The sequence below is a fragment of the Streptomyces sp. NPDC059696 genome (assembly GCF_042733745.1).
Classification (GTDB): domain Bacteria; phylum Actinomycetota; class Actinomycetes; order Streptomycetales; family Streptomycetaceae; genus Streptomyces.
This window is the reverse complement of sequence record NZ_JBHWFG010000003.1, coordinates 102,411-128,213: the sequence shown is the minus strand read 5'-3', so window position 1 is coordinate 128,213 and position 25,803 is coordinate 102,411. Positions and strand designations below refer to the sequence as shown.

Sequence of the window (25,803 nt, the reverse complement as noted above, 5' to 3'; positions counted from 1 at the left end):
CTGCGGGCACCGAGGGCCTGTCGTAGCGCTGACCTGATCGAACGGCCGGTTCGCGGCCTCTGTGGGCCCAGCTGCTTGACCAGGCCGTCGGTGTCCTGGCCGTGGTGTGCAGGCTTGAGCCGGCGGCTGGCTTCGAAGTGCTGCGGGAATGTCTCCCAGAGCACCAACATCAAGCTGCACACGGTTGCCGGCATGGTGCTCGACTGGGCGCTGAAGCGTAATCCCCTGCCATTGTCCGAAGGCATTTGAGGCACTTCGAGCCCAAGGCATCTCCGTGACGTCTTTGGCCTGATTCCTGTGGCCCCAGAAGGGGGGGCGTGAGTTCGTGGGCTTCCGGTCGGCCTAGACTCCGCTTGGTGAGGTAAGCGACCGGCTCGACCAGCACCAATCCTACGCCCGCGTAACCACCTCGTACCTTCTTGGGAAGGCAGCGAGTTCAGCCGTTGCGGCCAGTACGGATAATTCCGGTGAATCCTGCAACCGCCAGGGTGGTAAGGCCCCATCCTATTAGTGGGCCAACCGTATTGTAAGTCTGGTATGCGGTGGAGAGTTTCACGTTTCCTTTGGGTTGCCAATACTCGGCTTGATGAACATCGACCAGTGGGACTACAACATCAAGTGCGTAAGCCCAAGGGTTGAAACACGGATACTTGTTTGTGCAGTGGCTGGGAGAAGGCTTCTGTGAGGAGCTACCGACAAGTTGAGGGCGAGTAGGAAGCATACCCTTGTCATTAATAGAGAATAGAGCTACACCCCCCAGATAGAAGAAAGTAAGCCACACTGCCGCAAGTACGGGAAGATATCCATATCCGACGGTAAGCGCGAGTAGCCAACTGCGGAACTTACCAAAGATGCCCATTTTTCCACGCAGCCAGCGGACTGTCTCTTTGCGGATCAGGACTTTTCGGGCCTCAGTATCGTGCCCCGTACGTCCGTACATCCGAGCCAGCTGGTCATACGTTTGAGCGTAGAATGAGCCTTGCTTGGCGAGCCATCGGCAGCGCTCCTTCGCGCCTGATGGCGAACTTCCGCTAAAGCCGTCGTACGAGAAACCCAGAAGATGAAGTTTTCCTTTCGAAGGCCATCGCGCCTCGGCATCCTGCAAGAGGCCTACAGTCGCCCCGTCAAGCTGCAAAGCTCCTGAGGTCTTAACACCGGGATTCCACTCAAATACGTGCGACACGCGCATTTTTACCGCAGTAAGCGAGGTCTCTTCACCCATAAACGCCCCGGTGCAGTAAAAGCTATTACCTATCTGGCAATTTTCGAAGTCCACTGCGCCAGCAGCTTGAAAGGGATATCCATTCCGAGGGCTCAACCATGCGCTGCGGCTAATTACGGCACCGTCGGCGCATAGTGCAACTTCTCTTTCAGAAAAATGACCTCCTTCGCAGTCGAGTTCGCCGTCAACCCGCATGTGCATGAGTTGCACCAATCCCGAGGCGGTAAAACGAATGGTGCGGTCAGTGCTGACCCATAGACCGAGATGCACACCTCCATTTACGGTTGCCCGGCGAGCGTCCAATTCAGAGCCGAAGTACGCTCCACGGCAATCCAAAACTCCGCCAATTGAAGCGTTAATGAAGGCTGAGGGTCCTATTGCCCTGCAGCGTACGGGGTGGTTGCCCTGATCGGCGTTAACGTCGAAACTGGCGTCGCCATTCAAGATCATTCTGGAGGCATTGAACCCCCCGTTGAACATGGCCCCAGAACATAGTAGATCGTGGCCAATTTCGGTACGCCGCAGGAGGACGGACCCGATAGCGGAGAAGCGGCGGTTCGCCTCACAGCTTAGTCGAAGTCGACCAGAAATCTTTGCACCATCCGTGCGCAGGGCTATTGGCCGTCCGCCGAAAGCGCCGCCATCACAATCCAGATCTGCTCCAATTTGTGCTTTATCTAGATCTACTACAGATACAGACTCGAATCTTGCGACGCCATCGGCGGAGGATCGCACCCCGAGTCTCGCATAGCCCTTAATTGTGATTCTCTCGGCCCAAAGGCCGCCTCCAATCAGCGCACCGCGACAATTAAAATCGGCTCCTATCTCGCCAGATATAAAGACGACCGATCCAAGCGCCATGAATCTAGTGTATCTCCGTGCGGCAATCTCAAGAATAACGCTTCCGCGAACCTTTATGAGAGCTGCTTGCAGAGAAGCCATTCTGCCGCGAAAGCGCCCGCCGCTACATTGAAAGTCGCCGTCAATGTGTGCGGCGGTGAATCGCACGGGGCCGTTTGCCTCAAATGGCATGCCGTTCGACGAGGAATCTAGCCATACGCTGCGGGAGATAGTTGCAGCAGCGGCATCAAACCCCTGTGAGAATGCGCCGCCTGAGCATTTCAGATTGCCTGAAATCTGGGCCCCAGTTAGGTCCACCGACCCCATGGCTGTGAAGCGCCTATCTTCGATCGTTCCCAGGAGCACATCACTTGCTACTTCAACACCTGGTGCATCAAATCCGAGTTCTAGATAGCTACCCCTGCAGTCCAGGTCGCCGTCAATGCGCGCCCTGGCTAGACTCACGTGCCCATTGGAATGAAACTTGTCGCCGAGTACCATGTCACCTTGTGAGTGAAGTCGGTTAGCTCGTAGCTCTGGAATATTAGACCCTGATAGTGTCAGGCTCTTGATGGTGCAACTCCTAATTTCTATCCCCTCGTCGAAGTCGCATTCCGTCATGTGCAGGCGATGTCTGACGATTGCTCCCTGGAGGTCAAGAACGCCTTTTACTTTGGCATTCTTGATCCTTATGCCGACTTCCCTGACTTGTCCAGTCTCGTTCAGGGCCATCTCCCTCACGACGGCAGCTCGGATTGTAGCTTTTCCTTTCGTGCCGTCCTGTGTGAAATCTGCTTCTTTCCCTTCTGCTGTGCTGGTGAGCAGCCTTTTCTCGTCTGGTGTAAGAAACGAATCCAGCATGGCAATATCCCAGTTCCGCGAACTTTGGGGACTGAGGTAGCACTGAGGGTGCGATGGCGAGGGGCGCAACTCTTTAACAGAGACCTACATCTAGGTTGGTCCTCGCTTTCGCATCCTGCAACTAGAAGGGAACTGCTACAGCCGGTGACAGAGGAGAGTGCGGCGGGGGTCGACAGAAGGTGGGTGGAGCGGTTTCGGGCTGGAGTGGCTTGGCTGGGACCGGGGCGGGGCGCGCACTCGGCGAGGCGCGAAGCTGCGATCCGACGGCAGTTCTGACGGCAACGACGGCACACGCTCGCGCAGGATCGCCAACCTGAACGACCGGGATCCGCGGCTGTCGGCAGCGGGCAAGACCCCCTGCCCGATCCTACGGATCAGAAGGTTGCAGGTTCGAATCCTGCCGAGTGCACAGCACACCAGAGGCCCTGTGGAGAGATCCACAGGGCCTCTGGCTTTTGTCTTGACGGCAGCGATGACGTCTATCGCGCCGAGTTGAGCCGGGCCGGGCCGGGGCGAGCCGCGCGGCAGAGGCGACGCGCGGGTCAGTTCGGGGCGATGACGTTCAGGATCGCCGACGCGACGTGGTCGGCGGCATGGCGGTGGCCCTTGGCGTTGGGATGTACGAAGGCCGGCTGGTCGTCGTGGTCGAAGACGCCCTCGACCCAGGGGCCGGCGTCACAGACGCTGTGGTTCCGGGAGGAGTCGTAGAGGTTGACGAACGTGGCGGCGTCGCGGGTGTCGGCCGACTTCTCGATCGCCTTGTTCAGGGGTTCCAGGACGTCCTTGCGCAGCCAGTCCAGGTCGCCTCGGGTGACCGAGAGGAAGTGGTGCAGGTCGTTGTACCGGCACATGGAGGTGTCTTCGGGGATGACCGTGGGGTAGCCGACGGCCAGGATCTTGGCGTGCGGGGCGCGCTCGTGGAGCGCTGCGAGCATCTCGTCGTAGTCGCGACTCACTTGGTCCAGCTTGCCGGGGATGCTCGCGGCCAGCTCGTCCTTGCACGGCGTACCCACGCCGCCGCTCCCCCCGCCCAGTTCCAGGCACTTGAAGAGGATGCCGGCGAACCCGAGGGTGTTGCCACCGGCGCCGACGGTGATCACGTCGGTTCCGGGCTTGACCGCCTCGGACTGAGGAGGCACCGGGGGGAAGGGGTAGTCCGAGTCCTCGGAGAGGGGCGGCAGGTGACGGCCGATCGGCTCCTGGGCCCGGAAGGTGACGTCCTGGATCGTGGCGGCGCCGCAGCTCACGTTGGTCAGCTCGATGAGCGAGCCGAAGTCCCGGTCGATGACCTGCGGGTAGGACTGGTCGGTGCGCTCGCAGCCGTCGCGCGGGGACTCGAAGACATCACCGGCGGCCGGGATGACCCCGGCGGTGTAGGAGTCACCCAGGGCGACCCAGTCGTAGTCGGACGCAGCGGCGGGTTGTGCTCCGACGAGTTGTGCGGGAGCGAGGGCGCCTGCGACGAGAGCTGCGGCTGAGCCCAGCAGGGCCAGACGGGTACGGAAGCTTGCCACGAATCCTCCAGGGATAGGGGCGTTGGCGTCACTTTGACCGTACGAGCATCGTTACTCATCGCACTAGATCCGATGCGGACAGTCACCGCCTGTGGGGTCGGGGGGTACGGCGAAGCCGAGAAGGGCGTGTTCTGGACAGGTGGGTCGGAAGGACGACCGCACCCGACCGTCGTCCGACCGGCCTTGCACGGGACGTGAGTGATGAAGGCGGTTTCCTGGTCGAGTGCCGCGACCGAGGCCGGGGGCGCGGCTTCCGCCGGGTGTCCTATTCACGATCACCATCTGGCCTGGTCGGCCGGACTGTGAGGACACCGAGGAGGTGAAGGCGTTGGCTGCTGAACGGCGCATTGCCAAAGCCGTTCGTCGGCTGCGCAAGGATTCGGGCCTCCACGGCCCTGCGGAGGTGACGGCGGCCCCTTGACAGGCCCCCTGGGTTCGCCCGTGAGGGGCCCTCGCATCCGCGCAGTAACTCCACAGAGACACAAGCCAGTTCGCATTACGATCACATGGCCGCTGCTGGGCAGGACATCGCAAGGGGGACATCGGCGTGAGGCGAACAGAGGGCTATGGGGGCAGCCGCCGGCTGGGTGGCGGGAGGGCTGTGCTGGCTGTCGCCACGGTGCTGCTTCCGCTCGTCGCGGGGTGCGGCGGGGGGCATGATGACGCCGGCTCCGACGCCAAGGGCGCCAAGGCGACTGCCGGGCGGCCTGGCCGGGGCGAGAGCGCGGACCAGGGGAGCGGGGCCTTCCCGGACCAGGGTGTGGTCGTCACCGCCTCGTGTTCCGTGCCCGCGAACAACCCGGCCGCCGTGACGGTCACGGGCTGGGATCCGACCACGTGGAAACAGACCGTCTCCCGGACCTTCACCGTCCCGGCCGAGGCCGTGGTCGCGGCGGCCGACGACGTCGCCTCCCCGCTCGTGGAGCTGTGCGCTGACAACTTCCCCGGTTCCGGCGCCTCCGAGGACGGGCCGCGCGCCGTCGCGCCCACCCGGCTGCGGCAACTCTTCGACAAGGACTTCTCCCGGATGGCCGTCGTCCTCATCGATCGGGAGACCGAGGCGACCGGGGTCGGCTACGTCGACACCAGCGGCAAGCTGACCAAGCTGTCCGGCGACCGAGGCGAGGACTTCGGCGACACGCCCAAGGAGGAGAACGCGGTCTTCGCCCAGGACGGCAGCGCCGTCTGGTTCACCGAGACCGACTCCTCGGATCGTGTGCGGATCGCCAGCCGTTCCGTCGCCGGGGATCACGCGGTGACCGAACAGGCGGGCGGCGACGGCGACTACATGGACGGGGCCGGCCTGGCGCTCGCGGGCGACCCGGCGCGCGGGCTCTTCGGCAAGGAAGTCCGGACCAGCCCCGACGGGCGCAAGGCGACGGCTTTCATCACCTGGCAGGGCTACAACGTGGTCGACGTGCCACGGCGCAGTGCGCTGCTCAAGGCCCAGGCCAAGGACGTCAGGACACGCGAGATTCCGTTCGACGCCGACTGCTCCCCGTACGGCTGGGTCGACGACAGGTCCGTGCTGTGCGGCCCTCGGCTCGGTAAGGCCGAGGATCCACAGCGGGAGAACTCCTTCTGGACGCTGGACACGTCCCGGCTCGACGGCACGGCGGACGCCCCGAAGGGTGCCGTGGGCGATCCGATCATCCCGGCGACGGACCGGAAGAACACGGTGCGGGCCATCGCGCGGGACGGCAAGCGGATGATCTTCGCCTCGCTCCAGGGCACCCGGCTCGAGTTCTTCGTCTCCGCCATCGCCCCGGGCGCGACGCCGAAGAAGATCACCGCGGGGGACGCGGACAGGGCGCTGAGCGTGGGTGACGTCCTGGAGTGGCGGTAAGGGCCGGCACCCTCTGTCTCGGCCTCCTCCCCTTACGTCGGTGGCGGGGCGTGTCGAGGGAGGGGACGCTGGAGGTGGGGGCGATGTGAGGGAGAGGTGCTCCATGGCTCAGACCACTTCGGACCACAAGGCGCGCCAGTCGTTCCTCGCCCGTCCCGGCGTGCGCCGCTTCCTGCCGTTCTTTGTGGTCACCGCGATCGCTCTGATCTTCATCTTCGAGAACCGCGCCGACGTCGAGATCCGCCTGCTCGTGCCGGTCGTGACCATGCCGCTCTGGGGAGCCCTCCTGATCGCCTGGGCGCTGGGCATGCTCGCCTGTGTCTTCACCGTGCGCCGCCGGGCGAGCAGGCACTCGCGGCAGACCAGGTAGGTCCGTCAGTCCGGGCGGCAGTGTTCTTCCAGGTAGGTCGCGGCCAGGGTGCTCGCCCGCGTGAACCAGTCGTGCAGGACCGCGATCTCCTCCGGTGAGTAGTCGGCGAAGAGCTGCGTGAGGCGGGCGTAGTACGGCTCGTAGACCTCCCGGACCCGGGCGACCGCGTCGGGCAGGGCCGCGACGCGGATGCGGCGACGGTCGTCCGGGTCGGGGCGGCGGGTGATGTAGCCGGCGCGCTCCAGGCGGTTCAGGATGCCGGTGACCGCGCCCGTGGTGACGTGGACCCGGGCCGCCAGGTCGCCTGCCGTCGGCAGGTTCTCACCGGCCTCGATGACATAGCCGAAGCATGTGAGGTCGGTCACGCTCAGGCCCACCTGTTGGGCGATCTCGTGCTGTCCGACCAGGTGAGTCGCGATGAGCTGGTCCATGGCCGACAGCGCCTGCTCCGGTGTGGCGGCCGGACGAGGCTTCGCTTGCATTCCCAGATCCCTTAGTTCGTGAGATGTTTGGGTTGTAAAAGTCTTAGCAGGTGAGGGGTTCGGCGGGTCGGAGTCCTCAGGTGTGGGTGCGAGGGAGTGACACGTGAGTGCACATCAGTATGACCACGGGCACACGGTCGCCGGCTGGGTCGGATTCGCCATCGCCTCGGTCGGGGCCGGTGTGGCGGGGCTGGGGGTCTGCACCGTCTCCGGTCTGCTGATCGCCGGCGGGGTGGCGATCGGGGTCGTGAGTCTGCTCGTCACCTGGGCCCTGCACCTCGCCGGGTGGGGCAAGGGGCCGGGGGTACGGCCCCGGGCCGAGTGGAGCTGGCGCGTGCGGGACTCGGCGGCGCCGGGCGGCCACGAGGAGTGCCTGGGATGCCGGCTGGCCGGGCGTGGGCGCCGGGCGGCCGGTGCGGAAGCGGGTTCGGGGGCGGCTACGGCTACGGGTGCGGGTGCGGGCGGTGTGCAGCCGGTCATGCCGGTGCAGCGTGCGGGCGAGCCGGAGAGCGTCGCCGCCGCGGGGACCGACTCGGGGCGGTAAGGGGCCGGAGGCATCCGCCTGCGGCCGGCGGTCCGGGCGCCTGCGGTCCGTCAGCGGCCGTTTGCCGGCGACCCTCGCCCGTCGCCCGTCGCCCGTCGCCCGTCGCCCGTCGCCCCTTGCCCGTCGCCCCTTGCCCGTCGCGTGCGACCCTTGCCCCTTGCCCGTCGCCCGGCGACCCTTGCCCGTCGCCCGTCGCCCCCCTCCTCCCTGTCCTCCCCGTCCCCTCCCTCCTCCTGTCGGTCCGCCCGATGTCAGTGGTGCCCCCTAACCTCGGCAGAGATGGCACAGGCATGGAGATGCTCGGGGCTGCGATGGTCGGCGGACGGTCCCGCGCTGGTGTGGGACGGCGGGCGGCGCAGCGCGCTGACCTGGGGTAAGCGGGTGGCCTTCGGGGTCACGGAGGGGGGCGTGCGCGGCTGCGTGGGAGCCCGGGGGCACGCGTGTCCGGTGGGTGCCGTCGTGCCGGGGCGCAGTACGGGGGCGCGGTGCGAGGCATGTGCGCGGCTGGACCGTGCGCACTCGGTGGCGGCGGACACCCTCGCCGACGATCCACGGCCGTATCACGTGTATCTGGCGTGGTTCGGCCCCGGCATGGTCAAGGTCGGGATCACGGCCCGGGAGCGGGGCAGCGCCCGGCTGCTCGAGCAGGGGGCCGTGTGTTTCACCTGGCTCGGCGTGGGTCCGCTCATGGCCGCGCGGCGTACGGAGGAGTTGCTCAGGGCCGCCCTGCGGGTGCCGGACCGGATTCCGTACGCCGAGAAGCGGGCGGTGCGGGCGGCGTTGCCCGAGGACGCCGCCGACCGGGCCCGTGAGATCGCCGAGTTGTACGGGCGGGCGGTCGCGCTCCCCGCGTGGCCCGAGTCGCTCGTACGGGAGCCGCTGCGGGTCGTCGACCATGCCGGGGTGTTCGGGCTCGCCGGTGTGCCCGTCGCCGTCGGGGAGGTGAGCGAGCTCGTGGCCGGGGGTGCGGTCGGCGGGGAGCTGGTGGCGGCCGCCGGGCCGGATCTGCATCTGGCCACCGGGGGCGGGCTCGTCGTACTCGACACGCGGCTGATGACCGGGTGGGGGCTGGTGCCCGCCGCGGGAGACGAACTGACCGTGCCGGTACGGCAGTTCAGAGAGGCGGCAGGCGTGCAGGACGGGCTGTTCTGACCTGCCCGGTCTTCCCACGAGTTCCCTGAGAAGCACCTGTGCGTTTCTCAGAGAAAACACAGGTTGCCGAAAGCGTGCTCTCAGAGGTTCCCGACATCGTGTGCACATGACCACGACCTCGCCCCAGGGGCGCACCGAACTGCTCAGGCCGGACGGGAGCCCCGTCCGTGTGCTCGTGGTGGACGACGAGCTGTCGATCACCGAGCTGTTGTCCATGGCCCTGCGCTATGAGGGATGGCAGATCCGCAGTGCCGGTGACGGCACGGGCGCGGTCCGGACCGCCCGCGACTTCCGGCCCGACGCCGTCGTCCTGGACATGATGCTGCCCGACATGGACGGGCTGGCCGTCCTCGGGCGGCTGCGCCGGGAACTGCCGGACGTGCCCGTGCTGTTCCTGACCGCGAAGGACGCCGTGGAGGACCGGATCGCGGGGCTGACGGCGGGCGGCGACGACTACGTCACCAAGCCGTTCAGCCTGGAGGAGGTCGTCGCCCGGCTGCGCGGGCTGATCCGCCGCTCCGGGGCCGCCGACCGGCGTTCGGAGTCGCTGCTGGTCGTCGGGGACCTCACCCTCGACGAGGACAGCCACGAGGTGACCCGGGCCGGGGACGACATCCATCTGACGGCGACCGAGTTCGAGCTGCTGCGGTTCCTGATGCGCAACCCGCGGCGCGTGCTCAGCAAGGCGCAGATCCTCGACCGCGTGTGGTCGTACGACTTCGGCGGCCAGGCCAACGTCGTCGAGCTCTACATCTCCTACCTGCGGCGGAAGATCGACGCCGGGCGGGAGCCGATGATCCACACGCGGCGCGGCGCGGGATACCTGCTCAAGCCCGCGGTGTCGTGAGCGGACGACGGCGGCCGCGTGCGCGGCAGCGGGCGGGCGGGTGGTGGGCCGGCAAGCCGCGCACGCTGCGGACACGGCTCGTCGTCGCGTCCGTGGTGCTGATCGCCGTGGTGTGCGCGGTGATCGGGACGGTGACGACGCTGGCGCTGCGGTCGCATCTGTACGAGCAGTTGGACGGGCAACTCGGCGGGGCCGCGGCCAGGGCCGCGCTGAGCCCGCCCAGGGAACCCGGCGACGACAGGGCCGACGGGCTCGCCGGGCAGAAGAAGGAGAGCCTCACCGACTTCGTCACCCGCGGGCCCCAGCCGGGCGGTACGGTCATCGCCAAGATCGAGGGCGGCCGGATCACGGACTCCGCGTACAGCGTGTCCGACGACCACTACCAGATGAGCGCCCGGACGCTGAACACCGTCCAGACCGCCGCGCTCGCCGCCGTCCCGCGGTCCTCCGGAACACCGGAAACCGTCGACCTCCCCGGACTCGGCGACTACCGGGTCGAGTACAAGAGCGGCGACAAGGGCAGTTACTACGTCGCCATCCCGACCGCCGACGTCGACAACACCGTCAACACCCTCATCCTGGTGGAACTCAGCGTCACGGGCGCCGGTCTCGCCGCCGCCGGTCTCGCCGGTTCCGTACTGGTCGGCGTGGCCACCCGCCCCCTCCGCCGTGTCGCCGCCACCGCCACCCGGGTCTCCGAACTGCCCCTGCACACCGGTGAGGTGGCGCTCAACGAGCGCGTGCCCGACTCCGAGACGGATCCGCACACCGAGGTCGGGCAGGTCGGTGCCGCGCTCAACCGGATGCTCGACCACGTCCACAGCGCCCTGCACGCGCGGCAGCAGAGCGAGACGCGCGTCCGGCAGTTCGTGGCCGACGCCAGTCACGAGCTGCGCACCCCGCTCGCCTCCATCCGGGGGTACGCCGAACTGACCAGGCGCGGCCGTGAGGACGTCGGTCCCGACACCCGCCACGCCCTGGGCCGGATCGAGTCCGAGGCCGGCCGGATGACCTTGCTCGTCGAGGACCTGCTGCTGCTCGCCCGGCTCGACGCCGGACGGCCGCTGCAGTTCGAGCAGACCGACCTCGTGCCGCTCGTCGTGGACACCGTCAGCGACGCCCGTGCGGCCGGCCAGGACCACATCTGGCGGCTCGACCTGCCCGACGAACCGGCGCCGGTGCCGGCCGACGCGGCCCGGCTGCAACAAGTCCTGGTCAACCTGCTGGGCAACGCGCGCACCCACACGCCCCCCGGCACCACCGTCACCGCCCGCGTCCAGCGGCGCGGCCCCTGGCTGTGCGTCGACGTCGAGGACAACGGGCCGGGAATCGCGGCCGGGTTGCTCCCGCACGTCTTCGAGCGGTTCGCCCGTGGTGACTCGGCCCGCTCCCGTGCCCACGGTTCGACCGGCCTGGGCCTCGCCATCGTGCAGGCCGTGGCGAGCGCGCACGGCGGCGCCGTGACCGTCGACAGCACGCCCGGACGGACCGTGTTCACCGTGCACCTGCCCGCCGACGTGCCCCCGCCGCGGCGGGAGACGAACCGGCAGCCGCACTCACAGGCACGCCACAGCCTCACCACACGGGCACGACAGGGCGTCTGACGAAAGTCGGTTCCATGCGAACCGACTCTTCTCCCGGCACCCTGCCGGCACGGGAGCACCTCCCGGCCGCACCAGCCGGTACGCCTGTCCTGGACGTAGTGATTCCCGTCTACAACGAGGAGAAGGACCTCCAGCCGTGCGTCCGCAGACTGCACGAGCACCTCGACCGGACGTTCCCGTACGCCTTCCGCATCACGATCGCGGACAACGCCTCCACGGACACCACCCCGCGGGTGGCGCGGCAACTGGCGGCGCGGATACCCGAGGTCACCACCGTCCGGCTGGAGCAGAAGGGGCGCGGGCGGGCCCTGCGGGCCGTCTGGTCGGCCTCGGACGCCCCGGTCCTCGCCTACATGGACGTGGACCTGTCCACCGATCTCAACGCCCTGCTCCCCCTGGTGGCGCCGCTGATCTCCGGACACTCGGACCTCGCCATCGGCTCCCGGCTCGCCCGCAGTTCACGGGTGGTGCGCGGGCCCAAGCGGGAGTTCATCAGCCGGGCCTACAACCTCATCCTGCGCGGCTCGCTGCAGGCGCGGTTCTCCGACGCCCAGTGCGGCTTCAAGGCGATCCGCCGGGACGTGGCCCAGGTGCTGCTGCCGCTCGTCGAGGACACCGGCTGGTTCTTCGACACCGAGATGCTGGTGCTCGCCGAGCGGGCGGGCCTCAGGATCCACGAGGTGCCGGTCGACTGGGTCGACGACCCCGACTCGACCGTGCACATCGTCCGGACCGCGACCGACGACCTCAAGGGCGTGTGGCGGGTCGGCAGGGCCCTGACCACGGGCTCGCTGCCCCTGGACCGGCTCGCCCGGCCCTTCGGCGACGACCCGCGCGACCGCGACCTCGAGGACGTGCCGAAGGGGCTGGCCCGCCAGCTCGTCGGGTTCTGCGTGGTCGGCGCCCTGTCCACCCTGTTCTACCTGCTGCTCTACAGCGGCTTCCGGGCCTTCACCGGCTCCCAGGTCGCCAACGCCCTCGCCCTGCTGGTCTCGGCGGTCGCCAACACCGCGGCCAACCGGCGGCTCACCTTCGGGGTGCGCGGGCGCGGCGGGGCCGTACGGCACCAGGCGCAGGGCCTGGTCGTCTTCGGCATCGGACTCGCCCTGACCAGCGGTTCGCTGGCGGCGCTGAACGCGGCGGCCGCCGAGCCGGCGCACTCCACCGAACTGGCCGTCCTCGTCGCGGCCAACCTCGCGGCGACCGTGCTGCGCTTCCTGCTCTTCCGGGCGTGGGTGTTCCCGGACCGGCACGAGGACGAACCGCCGCGCATCGCCCCGAACGACGCGCCGCGGGTCACCCCGAACGACGCGCCGCGGGTCACCCCGTACGACGCGTCGCGCCTCACCCCGAACGACCGGAAGTGTGCCGACGCGAACCACACGCCGGCTGCCGCCCCGGACAACGCACCGCACGCAGCGCCGTACGACCCCGCTCCCTTCCGCGCCGGTGACGTCGCGGAGCCCTGGCGGGACACCACCGTGCAGTTGCTGCCGGTGCGCCCGCACGACACCGATGCGAGGGACTCGCGATGACCGTCCACTTCGACCAGCAGATCACCGGCGCGGCCCCGCGCCCCGGGTCTGAGACCCGGCCCCCGGCAGCGGCCTCGCACGCCGGCGCCGCCCGGCCGCCCTTCCCGCGGCGACTGTGGCGCGGCCGCCCGGAGGACCCCCGCTGGGCCCGCCCGGCCTTCCTCGCCCTGCTGCTGGCGACGGCCGTCCTCTACCTCTGCAACCTGAGCGCCTCCGGCTACGCCAACTCCTTCTACTCGGCCGCCGTACAGGCCGGCAGCCAGTCCTGGAAGGCGTTCTTCTTCGGCTCGCTCGACGCGGCGAACGCCATCACCGTCGACAAGCCCCCGGCCGCCCTGTGGCCCATGGCCCTGTCCGTGCGGCTCTTCGGCCTCGGTTCCTGGTCGATCCTCGCGCCCGAGGTCCTCATGGGCGTCGGCACGGTGGCCGTCGTCTACGCGGCCGTGCGCCGCCGGTTCGGCCCGGCGGCCGCTCTGATCGCGGGCACCGTGCTGGCGCTCACCCCCGTCGCGGCGCTGATGTTCCGCTTCAACAACCCCGACGCGCTGCTGGCGCTGCTGATGGCGGTGGCCTGCTCCCTCGTCCTCCGCGCCCTGGAGGACGGCCGGACGAAGTGGCTCCTGTGGGCCGGTGCCGCGGTCGGTCTCGCCTTCCTCGCCAAGACCCTCCAGGCCTTCCTGATCCTGCCGCCGCTCGCCCTCGTGTACGGCGTCTGCGCCCCGGTGACGGTGCGGAAGCGGATCGGACAGCTGGCCGCGGCCCTGGGCGCGATCGTCGTCTCCGGCGGCTGGTGGGTCGCGATCGTCGAACTCTGGCCCGCCTCCTCCCGCCCGTACATCGGCGGCTCGCAGAACAACAGCTTCCTGGAACTGACCTTCGGCTACAACGGCCTGGGCCGTCTCAACGGCGACGAGACCGGCAGCGTCGGAGGCGGCGGCGGTGGCGGCAACGGGGGCGGCGCCTGGGGCGAGACCGGCTGGGACCGGCTGTTCAGCTCCTCCGTCGGCGGCCAGATCTCCTGGCTGATCCCGGCCGCGCTGATCCTGCTCGTCGCGGGCCTGGTGGCCACCCGCAAGGCGAAGCGCACCTCGGTGACCCGCGCCTCCTTCCTCGTCTGGGGCGGCGCGCTGCTCACCACCATGCTGGTCTTCAGCTACATGCAGGGCATCTTCCACGAGTACTACACGGTGGCCCTCGCGCCCTACATCGCGCCGCTGGTCGGCATGGGCGCGGCGCTGCTCTGGGAGAAGCGCGGCAGGGCGTGGGCCTCGCTGACCCTGGCCGCCGCGACGACGGCGACCGCGGCCTGGGGGTACGTCCTGCTCAACCGTTCCTCCGACTACCTGCCCTGGCTGAAGTGGCTCGTCCTGGTCGGTGGCCTGACCGCGGCCCTCGGCCTGATCTTCGCCGGCCGGCTGGGCCGCCGGCTGGCCCTGGGGGCGGCCGGGCTGGGCCTCGTCGCCGCGCTGGCCGGTCCGGCGGCGTACACCCTCACCACCGTGAACGAGGGGCACACCGGCTCGATCGTCACGGCGGGCCCGGCGGTCGCGGGCGGCCGCGGCGGCCCGGGCGGCGGTGGTCCGGACGGCGGCGGCCCCGGCGGAGGCGCCTTCCCGGGTGGCGGCCCGAACCAGCAGGGGCAGAATCAGCAGGGCCAGAATCAGCAGAGCCCGAACCAGCAGAGCCCGAACCAGCAGGGCCAGGGCAACGGCTTCCCCGGTGGCGGCTTCCCGGGCGGCCAGAATCCGCAAGGTCAGAACTCGCAGGGCCAGAACTCGCAGGGCCAGAACCAGCAGGGCCAGGGCCAGAACCAGCAGGACGGTGACGGGGCGGGCCGTGCGGGCGGTATGGGAGGCATGGGCGGCGGTGGCGGGCTGCTCAACGGCGCCAGTGTCGGCGCGGAGGCCAAGAAGCTGCTGGAGACCGACGCCGACCGGTACACCTGGGCCGCCGCGGCCATCGGCGCCCAGAACGCGGCGAGCTACCAGCTGTCCACCGGCGAGCCGGTGATGGCCGTCGGCGGCTTCAACGGCACCGACCCGTCCCCGACCCTCGCCCAGTTCAAGCAGTACGTGGTGGACGGAAAGATCCACTACTTCATCGCCTCGGGCGCCGGGGGCGGCGGCAGGGGCGGCAGCAGCGACGGCACGTCGTCCACGATCACCTCCTGGGTGGAGGCCAACTTCAAGAAGGTCACGGCCGGTTCGAGCACCTTCTACGACCTCACGCAGAAGGCGAGCAGCTGACACGCGACGCACGGGATCGAAGGGCGGTGGCCGGAAGCCACCGCCCTTCGCCGTCCCCGCCGAAACTCCGTTGTACGCCGTATAGGAAGCGTTCTACGGTGTACAGCATGACAACGTCCCCCCAGGCAAAGGCCCCGTCACTTCCCACGCAGGGCGGTCATCCACAGCGCTGGCTGATCCTCGGTGTCATCTGCCTCGCGCAGCTCACCGTCCTGCTCGACAACACGATCCTGAACGTGGCCATCCCCTCGCTCACCCGCGAGATGGACGCCTCGACCGCCGACGTCCAGTGGATGATGAACGCCTACTCCCTGGTGCAGTCCGGTCTCCTCCTCACCGCGGGCAACTCCGCCGACCGCTACGGCCGCAAGCTGATGCTCATGTCGGGCCTCGCGATCTTCGGTGTGGGATCGCTCGCGGCGGGGCTGTCCCAGAGCCCCGGCCAGCTGATCGCGGCCCGTGCGGGCATGGGCGTCGGCGGCGCGCTGCTGATGACCACGACCCTGGCCGTCGTCGTGCAGATCTTCGACGACCAGGAGCGTGTGAAGGCCATCGCGCTGTGGTCGACGGTCAGTTCGCTCGGGTTCGCCGCCGGGCCGCTGATCGGCGGTGTGATGCTGAACCACTTCTGGTGGGGTGCGATCTTCCTCATCAACATCCCGGTCGCGGTGCTCGGCCTGGTCGCGGTCGCCGCGCTGGTGCCGGAGTCGAAGCACAAGGCCGGTGACCGGCCCGACCTGGTCGGCGCGGTGCTGTCGACCGTCGGCATGACCTCCGTGGTGTACGCGATCATCACCGGCCCCGAGCACGGCTGGACCTCCGCGCAGGTGCTGGTATCGGCGCTGATCGGCGTGGTCGTCCTCGGCCTGTTCGTGCTGTGGGAGCTGCGCACCGAGCACCCGATGCTCGACATGCACTTCTTCCGCAACCAGAAGTTCGTGGGCGCGGTCGCGGGCGCGATCCTCGTGGCGTTCGGTATGACCGGGTCGCTGTTCCTGCTCACGCAGCACCTGCAGTTCGTCCTCGGCTACGAACCGCTGGACGCCGGGCTGCGGACGGCGCCGCTGGCGCTGACCGTCGTCGCGCTCAACTTCACAGGCGTCGGGGCGAAGCTGGTGCTGAGGGCCGGGACGCCGGCGGCCATCGCGCTCGGCATGACCCTGGTGTCCGCGGGGCTCGCGGCGATCGCGCTGCTCGGTGGGCACGGGTACGGCGGGATGCTGCTCGGGCTGGTCGTGATGGGGGCGGGTGTGGCGCTGTCCATGCCGGCGATGGCCAACGCGATCATGGGGGCGATCCCGCCGGAGAAGGCGGGGGTAGGAGCGGGGATCAACGGAACCCTCGCCGAGTTCGGCAACGGGCTGGGTGTCGCCGTGCTCGGTGCGGTGCTCAACTCGCGGTTCGCGTCGCTGGTCGCCGTGTCGGCGGCGTCGTTGCCGGCGGCGCTGGCCTCCGCCGACTCGGCCGAGGAGAAGGCGAGGATCTCCGACGCGTTCGCCTCCGGCCTGGAGACCAGTCAGCTGGTCGGGGCCGTCGCGGTGCTGGCGGGCGGGTTGGTCGCTGCCGCGTTGCTTCGGCGGGCCGAGCGGGCAGAGTCCGCCTAGGGGGTCGCGGGGCCGGGGTGGTCGGGCGGCCGCGGACCGCTGTGGCTGTTCGCGCAGTTCCCCGCGCCCCTGAGGGCGCCTAGCATGATCGGCAGCAAGAGGTCGAGGAAGGTGCGCCATGGCGAGAGCCGGCCGGCAGGAGCAGCCGCGGTCCAGTGTCTGGCTGGAGCGCACGGCGCACCGGCGGCGCGGTGGCGGGCAGCCGTCGGGGCTGGACCGGGCGCGCATCATCGAGGCCACCGTGCGGCTGCTGGACGCCGACGGACTGGCCAGGTTCTCCATGCGGCGGCTGGCCGGTGAGCTGGACGTCACCGCGATGTCCGTCTACTGGTACGTCGACACCAAGGACGACCTGCTCGAACTCGCCCTGGACGAGGTCATGGGCGGGATGCGGCTGCCCGACCCGGACGCCGGGGAGGACTGGCGCGACCAGGTGCGGGCGCTGGCGCGGGAGTACCGGACGCTGCTGGTGCGGCACCCGTGGGTGTCCGCGCTGGTCGGCGTCTACCTCAACATCGGCCCCAACAACCTGGCGTTCTCGCGGGTCGTCCAGCAGGTCGTGCGCAGGACCGGGCTGCCCGCGAGGCGCATGACCGGCACGATCTCGGCCGTCTTCCAGTTCGTCTACGGCTACGGCACCCTGGAGGGCCACCTCGCCTCCCGGGCCGCGGTCGGCGGGATGAGCGTGGACGAGTACTTCCAGCAGGCCCTGGACACCGTGACCGCGGCCCCGCAGGCGGCCGATGTCGTGCGGGAGTCCCGGGAGATCATGGAGGCGCGCGGCGGCGACACGGTCGCGGAGATGCTGGAGCGCGACTTCCAGTTCGCGCTGGACCTGCTGATCGCGGGCATCGAGGCGATGGTCGCCCGCGAGTGCGGCACTCCGGGGGACCAGCCGGGGGGCCAGCCGGGGGACTAGCCGGGGGCTGGTCCCCCTCCACACTCCGGGGGGGGACTGGTCGGCGGTCAGTTCCCCTCGACCAGCCGCGCCGGGAACCCCCCGGTCGCCACCGGGCCCCAGCGCTCCGGCGTGATCCGGATGATCGACTTTCCCTGCTTGAGCATGGCCGCGCGGTACTCGTCCCAGTCGGGGTGCTCGCCCGCGATGTTCCGGTAGTACTCCACGAGCGGTTCGACGGAGTCGGGGGCGTCGACGACCTCGGCCGTGCCGTCGATCTGCACCCAGGGGCCGTTCCAGTCGTCGCTGAGCACGAGCAGGCTCACGCGGGGGTCCCGCTTGGCGTTGCGGGTCTTGGCGCGCTCCGGGTAGGTGGAGACGACGATCCGGCCGGAGTCGTCGACGCCGCAGGTCAGCGGTGAGCCCTGCGGGGCGCCGTCGGCCCGCCGGGTCAGCAGGACGGCGTGGTGCCGGGGCCGTACGAAGTCGAGCAACTCGTCCAGGGAGACGCGGGTGTTCGTCGCGATGTTCGGTGCCATGGGCGGCAGCCTATGACGCCAGGGCTTCGGCGAGGTTGTCGTACACGGGCACGTCCCGGCGCATCCCGGTCAGCTCCAGGACCCGGCTCGCCGTCCCCTCGGGCCGGGCCACCAGACGCAACGCCGCGCCCGGGCGCAGCCGCCGCCGTACGTCGTTGATGAGGCGTATGCCCTGGGAGTCCATGAAGGAGGTCGTGGTCAGGTCCAGGACGAGGACGTCGAGCCGGTCGCCCCGGGCACGGACCGCGGACAGGACGAGCGGCGTCAGCTCGCCCGCGTTGCAGTAGTCGATCTCGGCGGGCAGGGCGAGGTGGAGGCGACCGGGGAGGTCGCACGGTTCTGTGGGATTCGTGAAGAAGGTCACGGCTCACCTGGCAGACGTTCGTCCGGATTCCGGTAAGGCCGCTTCCTGACCCGTCGGCCATTCCATCATGCGAGGGGCGGTCGGTGGAAGCGCCCGGCGACGGCGTCGGCCGGACGTCACTTGGAGGCAACCGAGCAGTTAGAGTGCTGTCCGTCCTGTGCTCGCAGTCGGGAATGTGCTGCGGAGCTCTCCTGCGCACGGCCATGGGCCGTGCATGCCGAAGAGGTTCGTGGTGGCTGCGTCCGAGTTTCCTGATTTGCCCCGTTTTCCGGCTGATGTCGAGTTGGCTGAAGCCCTGACGGTGGCGTCTCAGCAACTGCACGAAACTCTCACGCCGCACAGTGCGCTGCGCACGGCGGTCCGGCTGGCCGTGCACCTCATGCCGGGGGCCGAGCACGCCGGCATCTCCGTGATCGAGCGGAGCAACAAGCTGCGCACACTGGCCTGGACCGACGAGGTCGTGCGCACCGCCGAGGCCCGGCACACCGGCCGCGAACAGCACGGACTGTGGGACCAGTTGTGGAACAGCCCGGTCGCGCGGATAACGGACAGCGAGGCGGACGACGGCTGGGACGTACTGGCGGACCTGGGACTGCGCTCGGCGCTGTCCCTGCGGCTGCGCGCCGACCGCCGCCGGCTGACCGTGCTCACGGCCTACGCGCGCAAACCGGGCGCCTTCGACGAGGAGGCGACGCGCGTCGGCCGGCTGTTCAGCGCGCACGTGAGCATCGCCCTGGACTCCGCCACCGTGCGCGAGCAGCTCACCGAGGCCATGCACACCCGCGACCTGATCGGCCAGGCCACCGGCATCCTCATGGAACGCCAGGGCATCGACGCGGCCGCGGCCTTCGAGAGCCTGGTGCGGGCCTCCCAGCGGGAGAACGTGAAGCTGCGCGACCTCGCCCGCCGGATCGTCGGCGGCAACACCCCGTGAATGAGGGGAAATCATGTCGGAGGCGTGTTCGGGTCGTGGCGGGATATCCGTACGGTCATGAGTTCCGAGACGTCCGACACGCTGGACCAGGCGATGGTGCGCAGCAGCGGTCTCGACACCCTGCTGCGTGATCTGACCGACCGCGCGGTGCAGGAGGTACCCGGCGCCGACGCGTGCAGCATCACCGTGCGCCGCGCCGGCCGGCTGCTCACCCTGGCCGGCAGCGACGGCATGCCCAGCGGCCTGGACCTGCGCCAGTACGAGAACGGCTCGGGTCCCTGCGTCGACGCGGCCGCCACCGGCGAGGAGCAGTACGCCCCGGACCTCGACGGGGAGACCCGCTGGCCGGCGTACCGGGAGTACGCGCTGTCCGTGGGCGTCCGCTGCGCGCTGGCGGTGCCGGTCGTCGTGGAGAGCGAGAAGGGCGCCGCGCTCAACTTCTACGGGCTGCGGGCACATGCCCTGGACCCGGGCCGGGAGGCGGCCCGTGCCTTCGCGGCCCGGGCCGGGGACGCCATCGACGTGGCGCTGCGGATCGAGCGGCGGCGCCGGTCGGCGGCCGACGTGCGCACCGCGCTGCTCTCCCGCAGTGTCATCGACCAGGCGATCGGCATCCTGATGGCCCGGGAGCGGGTCGACGCGCGGATCGCGCTGGAGCGGCTGCGCCGGGTCTCGCAGGACCGCAACGTCAAGCTCCGGGATCTGTGCGGCCAGTTGGTGGCGCGGGTGTCCGCCCCGGACTCACGCCGCCGGAAGTGACTCGCCCTGCACGGCCTGGATGTCCAGCTCCACCTTCAGCGTGGTGCCGATGGCGGCGATGCCGGCCTGCAGGACCTGGTTGTAGTTCATCGCGAAGTCCTCGCGGTGCAGTTCGGTCGTCGCCCGGAACGCCGCCCGGGTGCCGCCCCACGGGTCCGGACCCGTGCCGAGGTAGGCCAGGTCCAGGTCCACGGGCCGGACGACCCCGTGCATGCCCAGCTCGCCGTGGACGGTCCACCGGTCGGAGCCGGTCGCCGTCAGCCCGGTGGACCGGAACGTGATCTCGGGGAACCGCTCGACATCGAGAAAGTCCGGCGACTTCAGATGCCCGTCGCGCATGCCGTTGCCGGTGTCGATCGACGCGGCCCGGATCACCGCCTCCACCCGCGACTCGGTGACGTCGTCCGGGGCGATCTCGATCGCGCCGGAGAACTCCGTGAACCGGCCGTGCACGCTGGAGATGCCCAGGTGCTGGGCCACGGCGGCCACGCTGGAGTGGACCGGGTCGACGGTCCAGGGCCCGGGCGGCGGCAGCTCGGTGCCGCCCTGCCGGGCCAGCGTCACGGTGCCGACCTCGGCCCGCCCTCCCCCAGTCCCGGCTTCGCTCGAGCGGGAGGTGCCCCCAGCGGTGACGATCACACTGGAGGCCGCGGGCGCGTAGCCGACCGCCGTGACGATGACGGTGTACGCCCCCGCCTCCATCGGCGTCGTGTCCCGCACGGCGCCCTCCGCGTCGGCCTCGGCCCGCAGCACCTGCGCCCCGGTCATGTCCACGACCGTGACGACCGCGTGCGACACGGCCCATCCGTCGCGAGTACGGATCCTCGCGGTCAGTCCCATCTCTGCTGCTCCTCAGAAAGAAACCGGCCCGTGACAGGGGGCGCACCTCCGCTCAGAGCGCGCCCCCCTGTCACGGGCCGGGGTCGTGGCTACTCGCCGGGGTGGGCGAGTTCGATGTCGTGGGCGTCGGTGCCGGGGCCCGTGACCGTCAGGGCGGTGGCCACCGGCGGGTAGCCCGTGGCGATCACGGTGTACTCGCCGCCGTCCAGGTCGGTGAAGGCGTACGCCCCGTCCGCCCCGGTCGTGGCCGAGCCGACGACGTTGCCCGCCTGGTCGACCAGGGTCACCCGGGCGTCGGCCAGCGGCCCGTGCGGGGCGCGGACGACACCCTGGACACGGGCGCCCGCGTCCAGGTCGATCTCGATCCGGGTGACACCGGTACCGGCGACCTCGACGGGCAGGGCGCGCGGCCGGTACCCGGCGGCGTTCACCGCGACGGTCACCGCACCCGGCACCAGCTCGGCGAAGGAGAACTCGCCCTGCTCACCCGTGATGCCGTTGGCCAGCAGGTCCCCGCGCACATCCGTCACGATGACCATGGCGTCCTTGACGGGCTGCCCGCCCTCGGCGGAACGCACCAGGCCGGTCAGCCCGCTGGTGCCGCTGAGCAGGATGTCGTAGGCGACCGGCTCGCCGTTCACCACGACCGTGGAGGCCTGCGGCTGGAAGCCGTCGGCGGAGGCGATCAGGACGTACGAGCCGGCGCCCGGGGCGTCCACCGCGTACGAGCCGTCGGCCTGTGCCACGGACCGGCCCAGCTGGCGCCCGGCCAGCGAGATCAGCGTGACCGCGGCCTGCGGTACGGGCGCGGACTCGTTGCCGCGCACGAACCCGCGGACGGGGACGCCGGGAACACCACCGGAGGTCTCCTCCGGACGCTCCGCCGTGGCGACGGCGGCAAGTCGCCGCGTGCCCTCGGGCCCGGTGCCGTCGGCGGCCTCGGTGTCGGACACGGCCCAGCTCGGCGCGGCCTTCTCCGCGGCGGGAGTCTCGACGGTGACCGCCTCGGCGGGAGCCACGGCAGGCGTCTCGGAGTCGCTGGCCTGCGCCAGTCCGCCCTTGGTCCTCAGCGGGACCTCCTTGATGAACAGCGACACCAGCAGGGCGAGCAGCGCCATCGGGGCCGAGTAGAGGAAGACGTCCGCGACGCCGTGGCCGTAGGCGCTCTCCACGACGGTGCGGATCGGCGCGGGCATGGCGTCCAGGTCGGGGATGCCGCCACCGCCGGTACCGGCGTGACCGAGGGCCGCGCCCTTCGCACCGAGGTCGGCCAGGCCGTCCTTGACGTAATCGGTGATCTTGTTGCCCAGGACCGCGCCCAGCGCCGAGACGCCGACGGCACCGCCCAGGGACCGGAAGAAGGTCACCGTGGAGCTGGCGGCGCCCAGGTCGCCCGGCTCCACCTGGTTCTGCGTGCAGAGCACCAGGTTCTGCATCATCATGCCGATGCCGAGGCCCATCAGAGCCATGAAGATCGCTATGTGCCAGTACTCGGTGTCGTAGCGGATCGTGCCCAGCAGCCCGAGTCCGGCCGTCACCAGCACACCGCCGCCCAGCAGCCAGCCCTTCCAGCGGCCGGTCCGGGTGATGATCTGCCCGGAGACGGTGGAGGAGACGAAGAGACCCGCGATCATCGGGATGGTCATGACGCCCGACATCGTCGGGGACTTGTCCCGCGCCAGCTGGAAGTACTGGCTGAAGAAGACGGTGCCGGAGAACATCGCGACACCGACGAACAGGGAGGCCACGGAGGCCAGCGTGATGGTGCGGTTGCGGAACAGCCGCAGCGGGATGATCGGCTCGCTTGCCTTCGCCTCGACGAGGACGAACAGCGCCAGCAGCACCACGGAGCCGCCGACCATCGCGTAGGTCTGCCAGGAGATCCAGTCGTACTTGTCACCGGCGAAGGTCACCCAGATGAGCAGCAGGCAGACGGCCGCGGTGATGAAGAAGGCGCCGGCCCAGTCGACCTTGACCTTCCGCTTCACCACGGGCAGGTGCAGGGTCTTCTGCAGCACGATCAGGGCGATCACGGCGAAGGGCACGCCGACGTAGAAGCACCAGCGCCAGCCGAGCCAGTCGGTGTCGGTGATGACACCGCCGACCAGCGGACCGCCGACCATGGCGGTGGCGAAGACGGCACCGAGGTAGCCGTTGTAACGCCCGCGCTCCCGCGGCGAGATCATCGCCGCCATGATGATCTGGGCCAGGGCGGACAGACCGCCCATGCCGATGCCCTGCACGGCGCGGAACGTGATGAGCATGCCCGGGTTCTGCGACATGCCGGCCGCGGCCGACCCCAGGACGAACACCACCAGCGCGAGCTGGATCAGCAGCTTCTTGGAGAACAGGTCGGCGAGCTTGCCCCACAGCGGGGTGGAGGCGGTCATCGTCAGCAGGGACGCGGTGACGACCCAGGTGTACGCGCTCTGGCCACCGCCGAGGTCGCCGATGATGCGGGGCAGGGCGTTGGAGACGATCGTCGACGACAGGATCGCGACGAACATGCCGAGCAGAAGGCCGGTGAGGGCCTCCATGATCTGCCGGTGCGTCATCGGAGCGCCGTCACCGGAGGAGCCGTGGGAGCCTCCCCCGTGCTTGGCATGAGCCCGCACACCGGCTGGTGTGGTCGTTGCCATGGGCTTCCTTTTCTTACGTGCTTGCGGGTGTACGGGTGGTCTGATCGAAAGCGGCCGGCGCGGCCCGGGTCCCGGGCCGGCAGTCGAAGCTCTCCCGCAGCCGGGCCATGAGGTCCGTGAGCTGGCCGACCTCCTCGTCGGTCCAGTCGCTCAGGCGCTCGGCGAGGACTTCGGTGGTCCGCCGGGACAGCTCGTCGAGCTGTGCGTGGCCCGCGGGTGTGAGGCGCAGGATGCGTGAGCGTTTGTCCGCCGGGTCGGGGGAGCGTTCGATCCAGCCCCGGTCCACGACGTGCGCGACGTGGCGGCTGGTGACCGACATGTCCACCGCCAGCAGTTCGGCGAGCTTGCTCATGCGCATGTCGCCGTGGCGGCCCAGCAGCGTCAGAACGGCTGCCGACCCGCCGGGGCATTCGGCGGGCATGATCCGGCCGAGCTCCCGCTTCACGGCACCGAAGGCGCTGAACTGGCGGACCAGCTCCTCGTACTGCGCCTTTTCGGCCATGACACCTCCCGCTTTCGTTGCTTAGGGCAACCATAGGAGCTGTTGGTTGCTGCAGGCAAATAAAAGCGGGGGGTGTGGTACAAAAAGTTGGCAAAGGCAAGTATTGCGAGAGTAAACGCGCTGGTGGCGAGCCCGTCGGTAGGGGTCACTCGAACCCAAACGGAACCTCAACCCCCACTTGGGGAGCCCCGCCGTTTTCGCTAGGGTCTCGGGCCATGGCTAACAACCAGGCCCCGCAGGGCAATCACGACCCCGCCGGCAGCACCCAGATGTTCCGCGCGTTCGTCGACGAGGCCCCGCAGGGCCGTCAGGCAGCGGCATCCACCAGCAGCGGCCCGCGCCTCGGCGTCATCCTCGGCGTGGTCGCCGCCGTGGCGATCGTCGCGGCGGTGGCGTGGCTGGCACTGTCGTAGGACGTACGGCACGACTGCCCGCAGCGGGGGCGGAAGCCCCCACGCACCCGCGCCCGCGCACGGCGAGAAGGGGACGGGTCGGGGGTGTCCGCCCGCAGCGGTTGGCGCGTCAACGAACAGTCAGTCGGCACGCAACCCCATCGCGCCGTTCCGAGGACGGACACCCCCCGACACGTCCCCGACCCACCACCCGGCGATGGGCGCAGGCGCACGGCGCGGCCCGAACGACCGCGCCCCAGCCCTCCTCGGTCCTGCCCTGCCCGGAACTGTCCTGCCCGGACTGTCCTGCTCGGTCCTGCCCTCCCCGCCCAGAACCCGGTCAGTCCGAGATCAGGCCGTCCCGCAGCTGCGCCAGCGTCCGGGTCAGCAGCCGGGAGACGTGCATCTGCGAGATGCCGACCTCCTCGCCGATCTGCGACTGCGTCATGTTCGCGAAGAACCGCAGCATGATGATCCGCCGCTCCCGAGGGGGCAGCTTCGCCAGCAGCGGCTTCAGGGACTCCCGGTACTCCACACCCTCCAGCGCGGTGTCCTCGTACCCCAGCCGGTCCGCCAGCGACCCCTCGCCACCGTCGTCCTCCGGCGCCGGCGAGTCCAGCGAGGACGCGGTGTACGCGTTCCCCACCGCCAGCCCGTCGACGACGTCCTCCTCGGACACCCCGAGCACGGCGGCCAGTTCGGTCACCGTCGGCGACCGGTCCAGCTTCTGCGAGAGCTCGTCACTCGCCTTGGTCAGCGCGAGCCGCAGCTCCTGCAGCCGCCGCGGCACCCGCACCGACCAGGACGTGTCCCGGAAGAACCGCTTGATCTCCCCGACCACCGTCGGCATCGCGAACGTCGGGAACTCCACGCCCCGTTCGCAGTCGAACCGGTCGATCGCCTTGATCAGCCCGATGGTGCCGACCTGGACGATGTCCTCCATCGGCTCGTTGCGCGACCGGAACCGCGCGGCGGCGTAGCGCACGAGCGGCAGGTTCAGCTCGATCAGCGTGTCACGGACGTACGCACGTTCGGGGCTGTCCTCGTCGAGCGCGGCCAGCCGCAGGAACAGGGAGCGGGACAGGGTGCGGGTGTCGATGGCGCCCGCAGCCGGAAGGACCGGAACGGGCTCGGCCGCGAGGGCCGGCACGTCATCGATGGAGCCGAGTGAGTCGAGAGCATGGGGAGCTGACTCGCTCTCCGCGAGCGTGAGCACCTTCGAGCTGCCCTGTTCTGCGGACATGCCACCCCCTTTGGGTCGCGGGACGG

22 protein-coding genes are annotated in these 25,803 nt (G+C 69.7%); 13 read left to right on the top strand and 9 right to left on the bottom strand.

The genetic code is table 11. The features are described 5' to 3' along the window. Nucleotides 1–436: 436 nt before the first annotated feature. Nucleotides 437–2,923: a hypothetical protein gene (locus tag ACFV20_RS04360; protein WP_385652204.1), complete on the bottom strand. Its 2,487-nt coding sequence runs from the start codon at nucleotides 2,921–2,923 to the stop codon at nucleotides 437–439. Nucleotides 2,924–3,465: 542 nt separating this feature from the next. Further along, nucleotides 3,466–4,437, bottom strand: a complete 972-nt coding sequence (locus tag ACFV20_RS04355) for an SGNH/GDSL hydrolase family protein (protein ID WP_385652202.1) — start codon at nucleotides 4,435–4,437, stop codon at nucleotides 3,466–3,468. A 601-nt stretch (nucleotides 4,438–5,038) separates the two neighbouring features. Here ACFV20_RS04355 and ACFV20_RS04350 point away from each other — a divergent pair. Together ACFV20_RS04350 and ACFV20_RS04345 are read left to right on the top strand one after the other, a co-directional pair. Beyond that, a complete protein-coding gene (locus ACFV20_RS04350) occupies nucleotides 5,039–6,283 on the top strand; it encodes a hypothetical protein (protein WP_385652200.1) in 1,245 nt (414 codons plus the stop codon). A 103-nt stretch (nucleotides 6,284–6,386) separates the two neighbouring features. Continuing rightward, on the top strand, nucleotides 6,387–6,653 hold the full coding sequence (locus ACFV20_RS04345) for a hypothetical protein (protein WP_385652197.1): 267 nt from the start codon (nucleotides 6,387–6,389) through the stop codon (nucleotides 6,651–6,653). A gap of 5 nt (nucleotides 6,654–6,658) precedes the next feature. On the opposite strand, the gene ACFV20_RS04340 is transcribed toward ACFV20_RS04345, so the two are convergent. After that, a complete protein-coding gene (locus ACFV20_RS04340) occupies nucleotides 6,659–7,135 on the bottom strand; it encodes a MarR family winged helix-turn-helix transcriptional regulator (RefSeq protein ID WP_385652194.1) in 477 nt (158 codons plus the stop codon). A 103-nt stretch (nucleotides 7,136–7,238) separates the two neighbouring features. Between ACFV20_RS04340 and ACFV20_RS04335 the strand changes: the two genes are divergently transcribed. From ACFV20_RS04335 to ACFV20_RS04300, 8 genes are all read left to right on the top strand, one after another. Next, complete coding sequence (locus ACFV20_RS04335; protein WP_385652191.1) at nucleotides 7,239–7,679, top strand: HGxxPAAW family protein; 441 nt, start codon at nucleotides 7,239–7,241, stop codon at nucleotides 7,677–7,679. A gap of 279 nt (nucleotides 7,680–7,958) precedes the next feature. Continuing rightward, nucleotides 7,959–8,831, top strand: coding sequence for a DUF2797 domain-containing protein (locus tag ACFV20_RS04330; RefSeq protein ID WP_385652188.1), 873 nt, complete (start codon nucleotides 7,959–7,961; stop codon nucleotides 8,829–8,831). Nucleotides 8,832–8,937: 106 nt separating this feature from the next. Continuing rightward, nucleotides 8,938–9,678, top strand: a complete 741-nt coding sequence (locus ACFV20_RS04325; RefSeq protein ID WP_385652185.1) for a response regulator transcription factor — start codon at nucleotides 8,938–8,940, stop codon at nucleotides 9,676–9,678. After that, the gene (locus tag ACFV20_RS04320) at nucleotides 9,675–11,282 is read left to right on the top strand and encodes a sensor histidine kinase (RefSeq protein ID WP_385652182.1); all 1,608 of its coding nucleotides are present in this window, start codon (nucleotides 9,675–9,677) and stop codon (nucleotides 11,280–11,282) included. The genes ACFV20_RS04325 and ACFV20_RS04320 overlap by 4 nt, the downstream gene beginning before the upstream one ends. A 14-nt stretch (nucleotides 11,283–11,296) precedes the next feature. Then, nucleotides 11,297–12,817, top strand: a complete 1,521-nt coding sequence (locus ACFV20_RS04315) for a glycosyltransferase (RefSeq protein ID WP_385652179.1) — start codon at nucleotides 11,297–11,299, stop codon at nucleotides 12,815–12,817. After that, nucleotides 12,814–15,063, top strand: a complete 2,250-nt coding sequence (locus tag ACFV20_RS04310; protein ID WP_385652177.1) for a glycosyltransferase family 39 protein — start codon at nucleotides 12,814–12,816, stop codon at nucleotides 15,061–15,063. Before ACFV20_RS04315 ends, ACFV20_RS04310 begins: the two co-directional genes overlap by 4 nt. A gap of 107 nt (nucleotides 15,064–15,170) precedes the next feature. Continuing rightward, a complete protein-coding gene (locus tag ACFV20_RS04305; protein ID WP_385652174.1) occupies nucleotides 15,171–16,667 on the top strand; it encodes an MFS transporter in 1,497 nt (498 codons plus the stop codon). 118 nt (nucleotides 16,668–16,785) lie between these two features. Further along, nucleotides 16,786–17,586, top strand: a complete 801-nt coding sequence (locus ACFV20_RS04300) for a TetR/AcrR family transcriptional regulator (RefSeq protein WP_385652170.1) — start codon at nucleotides 16,786–16,788, stop codon at nucleotides 17,584–17,586. Between the two features lie 47 nt (nucleotides 17,587–17,633). Here ACFV20_RS04300 and ACFV20_RS04295 read toward each other — a convergent pair whose 3' ends face one another. Together ACFV20_RS04295 and ACFV20_RS04290 are read right to left on the bottom strand one after the other, a co-directional pair. Beyond that, nucleotides 17,634–18,104 (bottom strand): PPOX class F420-dependent oxidoreductase, encoded by a 471-nt coding sequence (locus ACFV20_RS04295; RefSeq protein ID WP_385652168.1) that lies wholly within the window; start codon nucleotides 18,102–18,104, stop codon nucleotides 17,634–17,636. Between the two features lie 10 nt (nucleotides 18,105–18,114). Then, entirely contained in the window at nucleotides 18,115–18,468 is a 354-nt protein-coding gene (locus ACFV20_RS04290) for an STAS domain-containing protein (RefSeq protein ID WP_385652165.1), read from the bottom strand. Between the two features lie 214 nt (nucleotides 18,469–18,682). Here ACFV20_RS04290 and ACFV20_RS04285 point away from each other — a divergent pair, with 214 nt between their 5' ends. Both ACFV20_RS04285 and ACFV20_RS04280 read left to right on the top strand, forming a co-directional pair. Beyond that, complete coding sequence (locus ACFV20_RS04285) at nucleotides 18,683–19,402, top strand: GAF and ANTAR domain-containing protein (protein ID WP_385652162.1); 720 nt, start codon at nucleotides 18,683–18,685, stop codon at nucleotides 19,400–19,402. Between the two features lie 57 nt (nucleotides 19,403–19,459). Beyond that, complete coding sequence (locus ACFV20_RS04280; protein WP_385652159.1) at nucleotides 19,460–20,161, top strand: GAF and ANTAR domain-containing protein; 702 nt, start codon at nucleotides 19,460–19,462, stop codon at nucleotides 20,159–20,161. On the opposite strand, the gene ACFV20_RS04275 is transcribed toward ACFV20_RS04280, so the two are convergent. The 3 genes from ACFV20_RS04275 to ACFV20_RS04265 all read right to left on the bottom strand — a co-directional run bounded on the left by ACFV20_RS04275 (nucleotide 20,144) and on the right by ACFV20_RS04265 (nucleotide 24,142). Then, the gene (locus tag ACFV20_RS04275) at nucleotides 20,144–21,001 is read right to left on the bottom strand and encodes a YceI family protein (protein WP_385652156.1); all 858 of its coding nucleotides are present in this window, start codon (nucleotides 20,999–21,001) and stop codon (nucleotides 20,144–20,146) included. The two genes, ACFV20_RS04280 and ACFV20_RS04275, sit on opposite strands and share 18 nt — an antisense overlap. An 89-nt stretch (nucleotides 21,002–21,090) precedes the next feature. Continuing rightward, entirely contained in the window at nucleotides 21,091–23,640 is a 2,550-nt protein-coding gene (locus ACFV20_RS04270; RefSeq protein WP_385652153.1) for an MFS transporter, read from the bottom strand. A 13-nt stretch (nucleotides 23,641–23,653) separates the two neighbouring features. Beyond that, a complete protein-coding gene (locus tag ACFV20_RS04265) occupies nucleotides 23,654–24,142 on the bottom strand; it encodes a MarR family transcriptional regulator (protein WP_366715735.1) in 489 nt (162 codons plus the stop codon). A gap of 215 nt (nucleotides 24,143–24,357) precedes the next feature. Between ACFV20_RS04265 and ACFV20_RS04260 the strand changes: the two genes are divergently transcribed. Further along, a complete protein-coding gene (locus tag ACFV20_RS04260) occupies nucleotides 24,358–24,555 on the top strand; it encodes a hypothetical protein (protein ID WP_385652149.1) in 198 nt (65 codons plus the stop codon). Nucleotides 24,556–24,874: 319 nt separating this feature from the next. On the opposite strand, the gene ACFV20_RS04255 is transcribed toward ACFV20_RS04260, so the two are convergent. Then, complete coding sequence (locus ACFV20_RS04255; protein WP_385652146.1) at nucleotides 24,875–25,777, bottom strand: RNA polymerase sigma factor SigF; 903 nt, start codon at nucleotides 25,775–25,777, stop codon at nucleotides 24,875–24,877. Nucleotides 25,778–25,803 lie beyond the last annotated feature (26 nt).

Bases quoted from the DNA above. Each gene is read 5' to 3' on its own strand.
- ACFV20_RS04360 (WP_385652204.1), bottom strand. From the start codon at position 2,923: ATGCTGGATTCGTTTCTTACACCAGACGAGAAAAGGCTGCTCACCAGC.
- ACFV20_RS04345 (WP_385652197.1), top strand. From the start codon at position 6,387: ATGGCTCAGACCACTTCGGACCACAAGGCGCGCCAGTCGTTCCTCGCC.
- ACFV20_RS04340 (WP_385652194.1), bottom strand. From the start codon at position 7,135: ATGCAAGCGAAGCCTCGTCCGGCCGCCACACCGGAGCAGGCGCTGTCG.
- ACFV20_RS04330 (WP_385652188.1), top strand. From the start codon at position 7,959: ATGGCACAGGCATGGAGATGCTCGGGGCTGCGATGGTCGGCGGACGGT.
- ACFV20_RS04325 (WP_385652185.1), top strand. From the start codon at position 8,938: ATGACCACGACCTCGCCCCAGGGGCGCACCGAACTGCTCAGGCCGGAC.
- ACFV20_RS04315 (WP_385652179.1), top strand. From the start codon at position 11,297: ATGCGAACCGACTCTTCTCCCGGCACCCTGCCGGCACGGGAGCACCTC.
- ACFV20_RS04310 (WP_385652177.1), top strand. From the start codon at position 12,814: ATGACCGTCCACTTCGACCAGCAGATCACCGGCGCGGCCCCGCGCCCC.
- ACFV20_RS04305 (WP_385652174.1), top strand. From the start codon at position 15,171: ATGACAACGTCCCCCCAGGCAAAGGCCCCGTCACTTCCCACGCAGGGC.
- ACFV20_RS04300 (WP_385652170.1), top strand. From the start codon at position 16,786: ATGGCGAGAGCCGGCCGGCAGGAGCAGCCGCGGTCCAGTGTCTGGCTG.
- ACFV20_RS04295 (WP_385652168.1), bottom strand. From the start codon at position 18,104: ATGGCACCGAACATCGCGACGAACACCCGCGTCTCCCTGGACGAGTTG.
- ACFV20_RS04285 (WP_385652162.1), top strand. From the start codon at position 18,683: ATGCCGAAGAGGTTCGTGGTGGCTGCGTCCGAGTTTCCTGATTTGCCC.
- ACFV20_RS04280 (WP_385652159.1), top strand. From the start codon at position 19,460: ATGAGTTCCGAGACGTCCGACACGCTGGACCAGGCGATGGTGCGCAGC.
- ACFV20_RS04275 (WP_385652156.1), bottom strand. From the start codon at position 21,001: ATGGGACTGACCGCGAGGATCCGTACTCGCGACGGATGGGCCGTGTCG.
- ACFV20_RS04270 (WP_385652153.1), bottom strand. From the start codon at position 23,640: ATGGCAACGACCACACCAGCCGGTGTGCGGGCTCATGCCAAGCACGGG.
- ACFV20_RS04265 (WP_366715735.1), bottom strand. From the start codon at position 24,142: ATGGCCGAAAAGGCGCAGTACGAGGAGCTGGTCCGCCAGTTCAGCGCC.
- ACFV20_RS04260 (WP_385652149.1), top strand. From the start codon at position 24,358: ATGGCTAACAACCAGGCCCCGCAGGGCAATCACGACCCCGCCGGCAGC.
- ACFV20_RS04255 (WP_385652146.1), bottom strand. From the start codon at position 25,777: ATGTCCGCAGAACAGGGCAGCTCGAAGGTGCTCACGCTCGCGGAGAGC.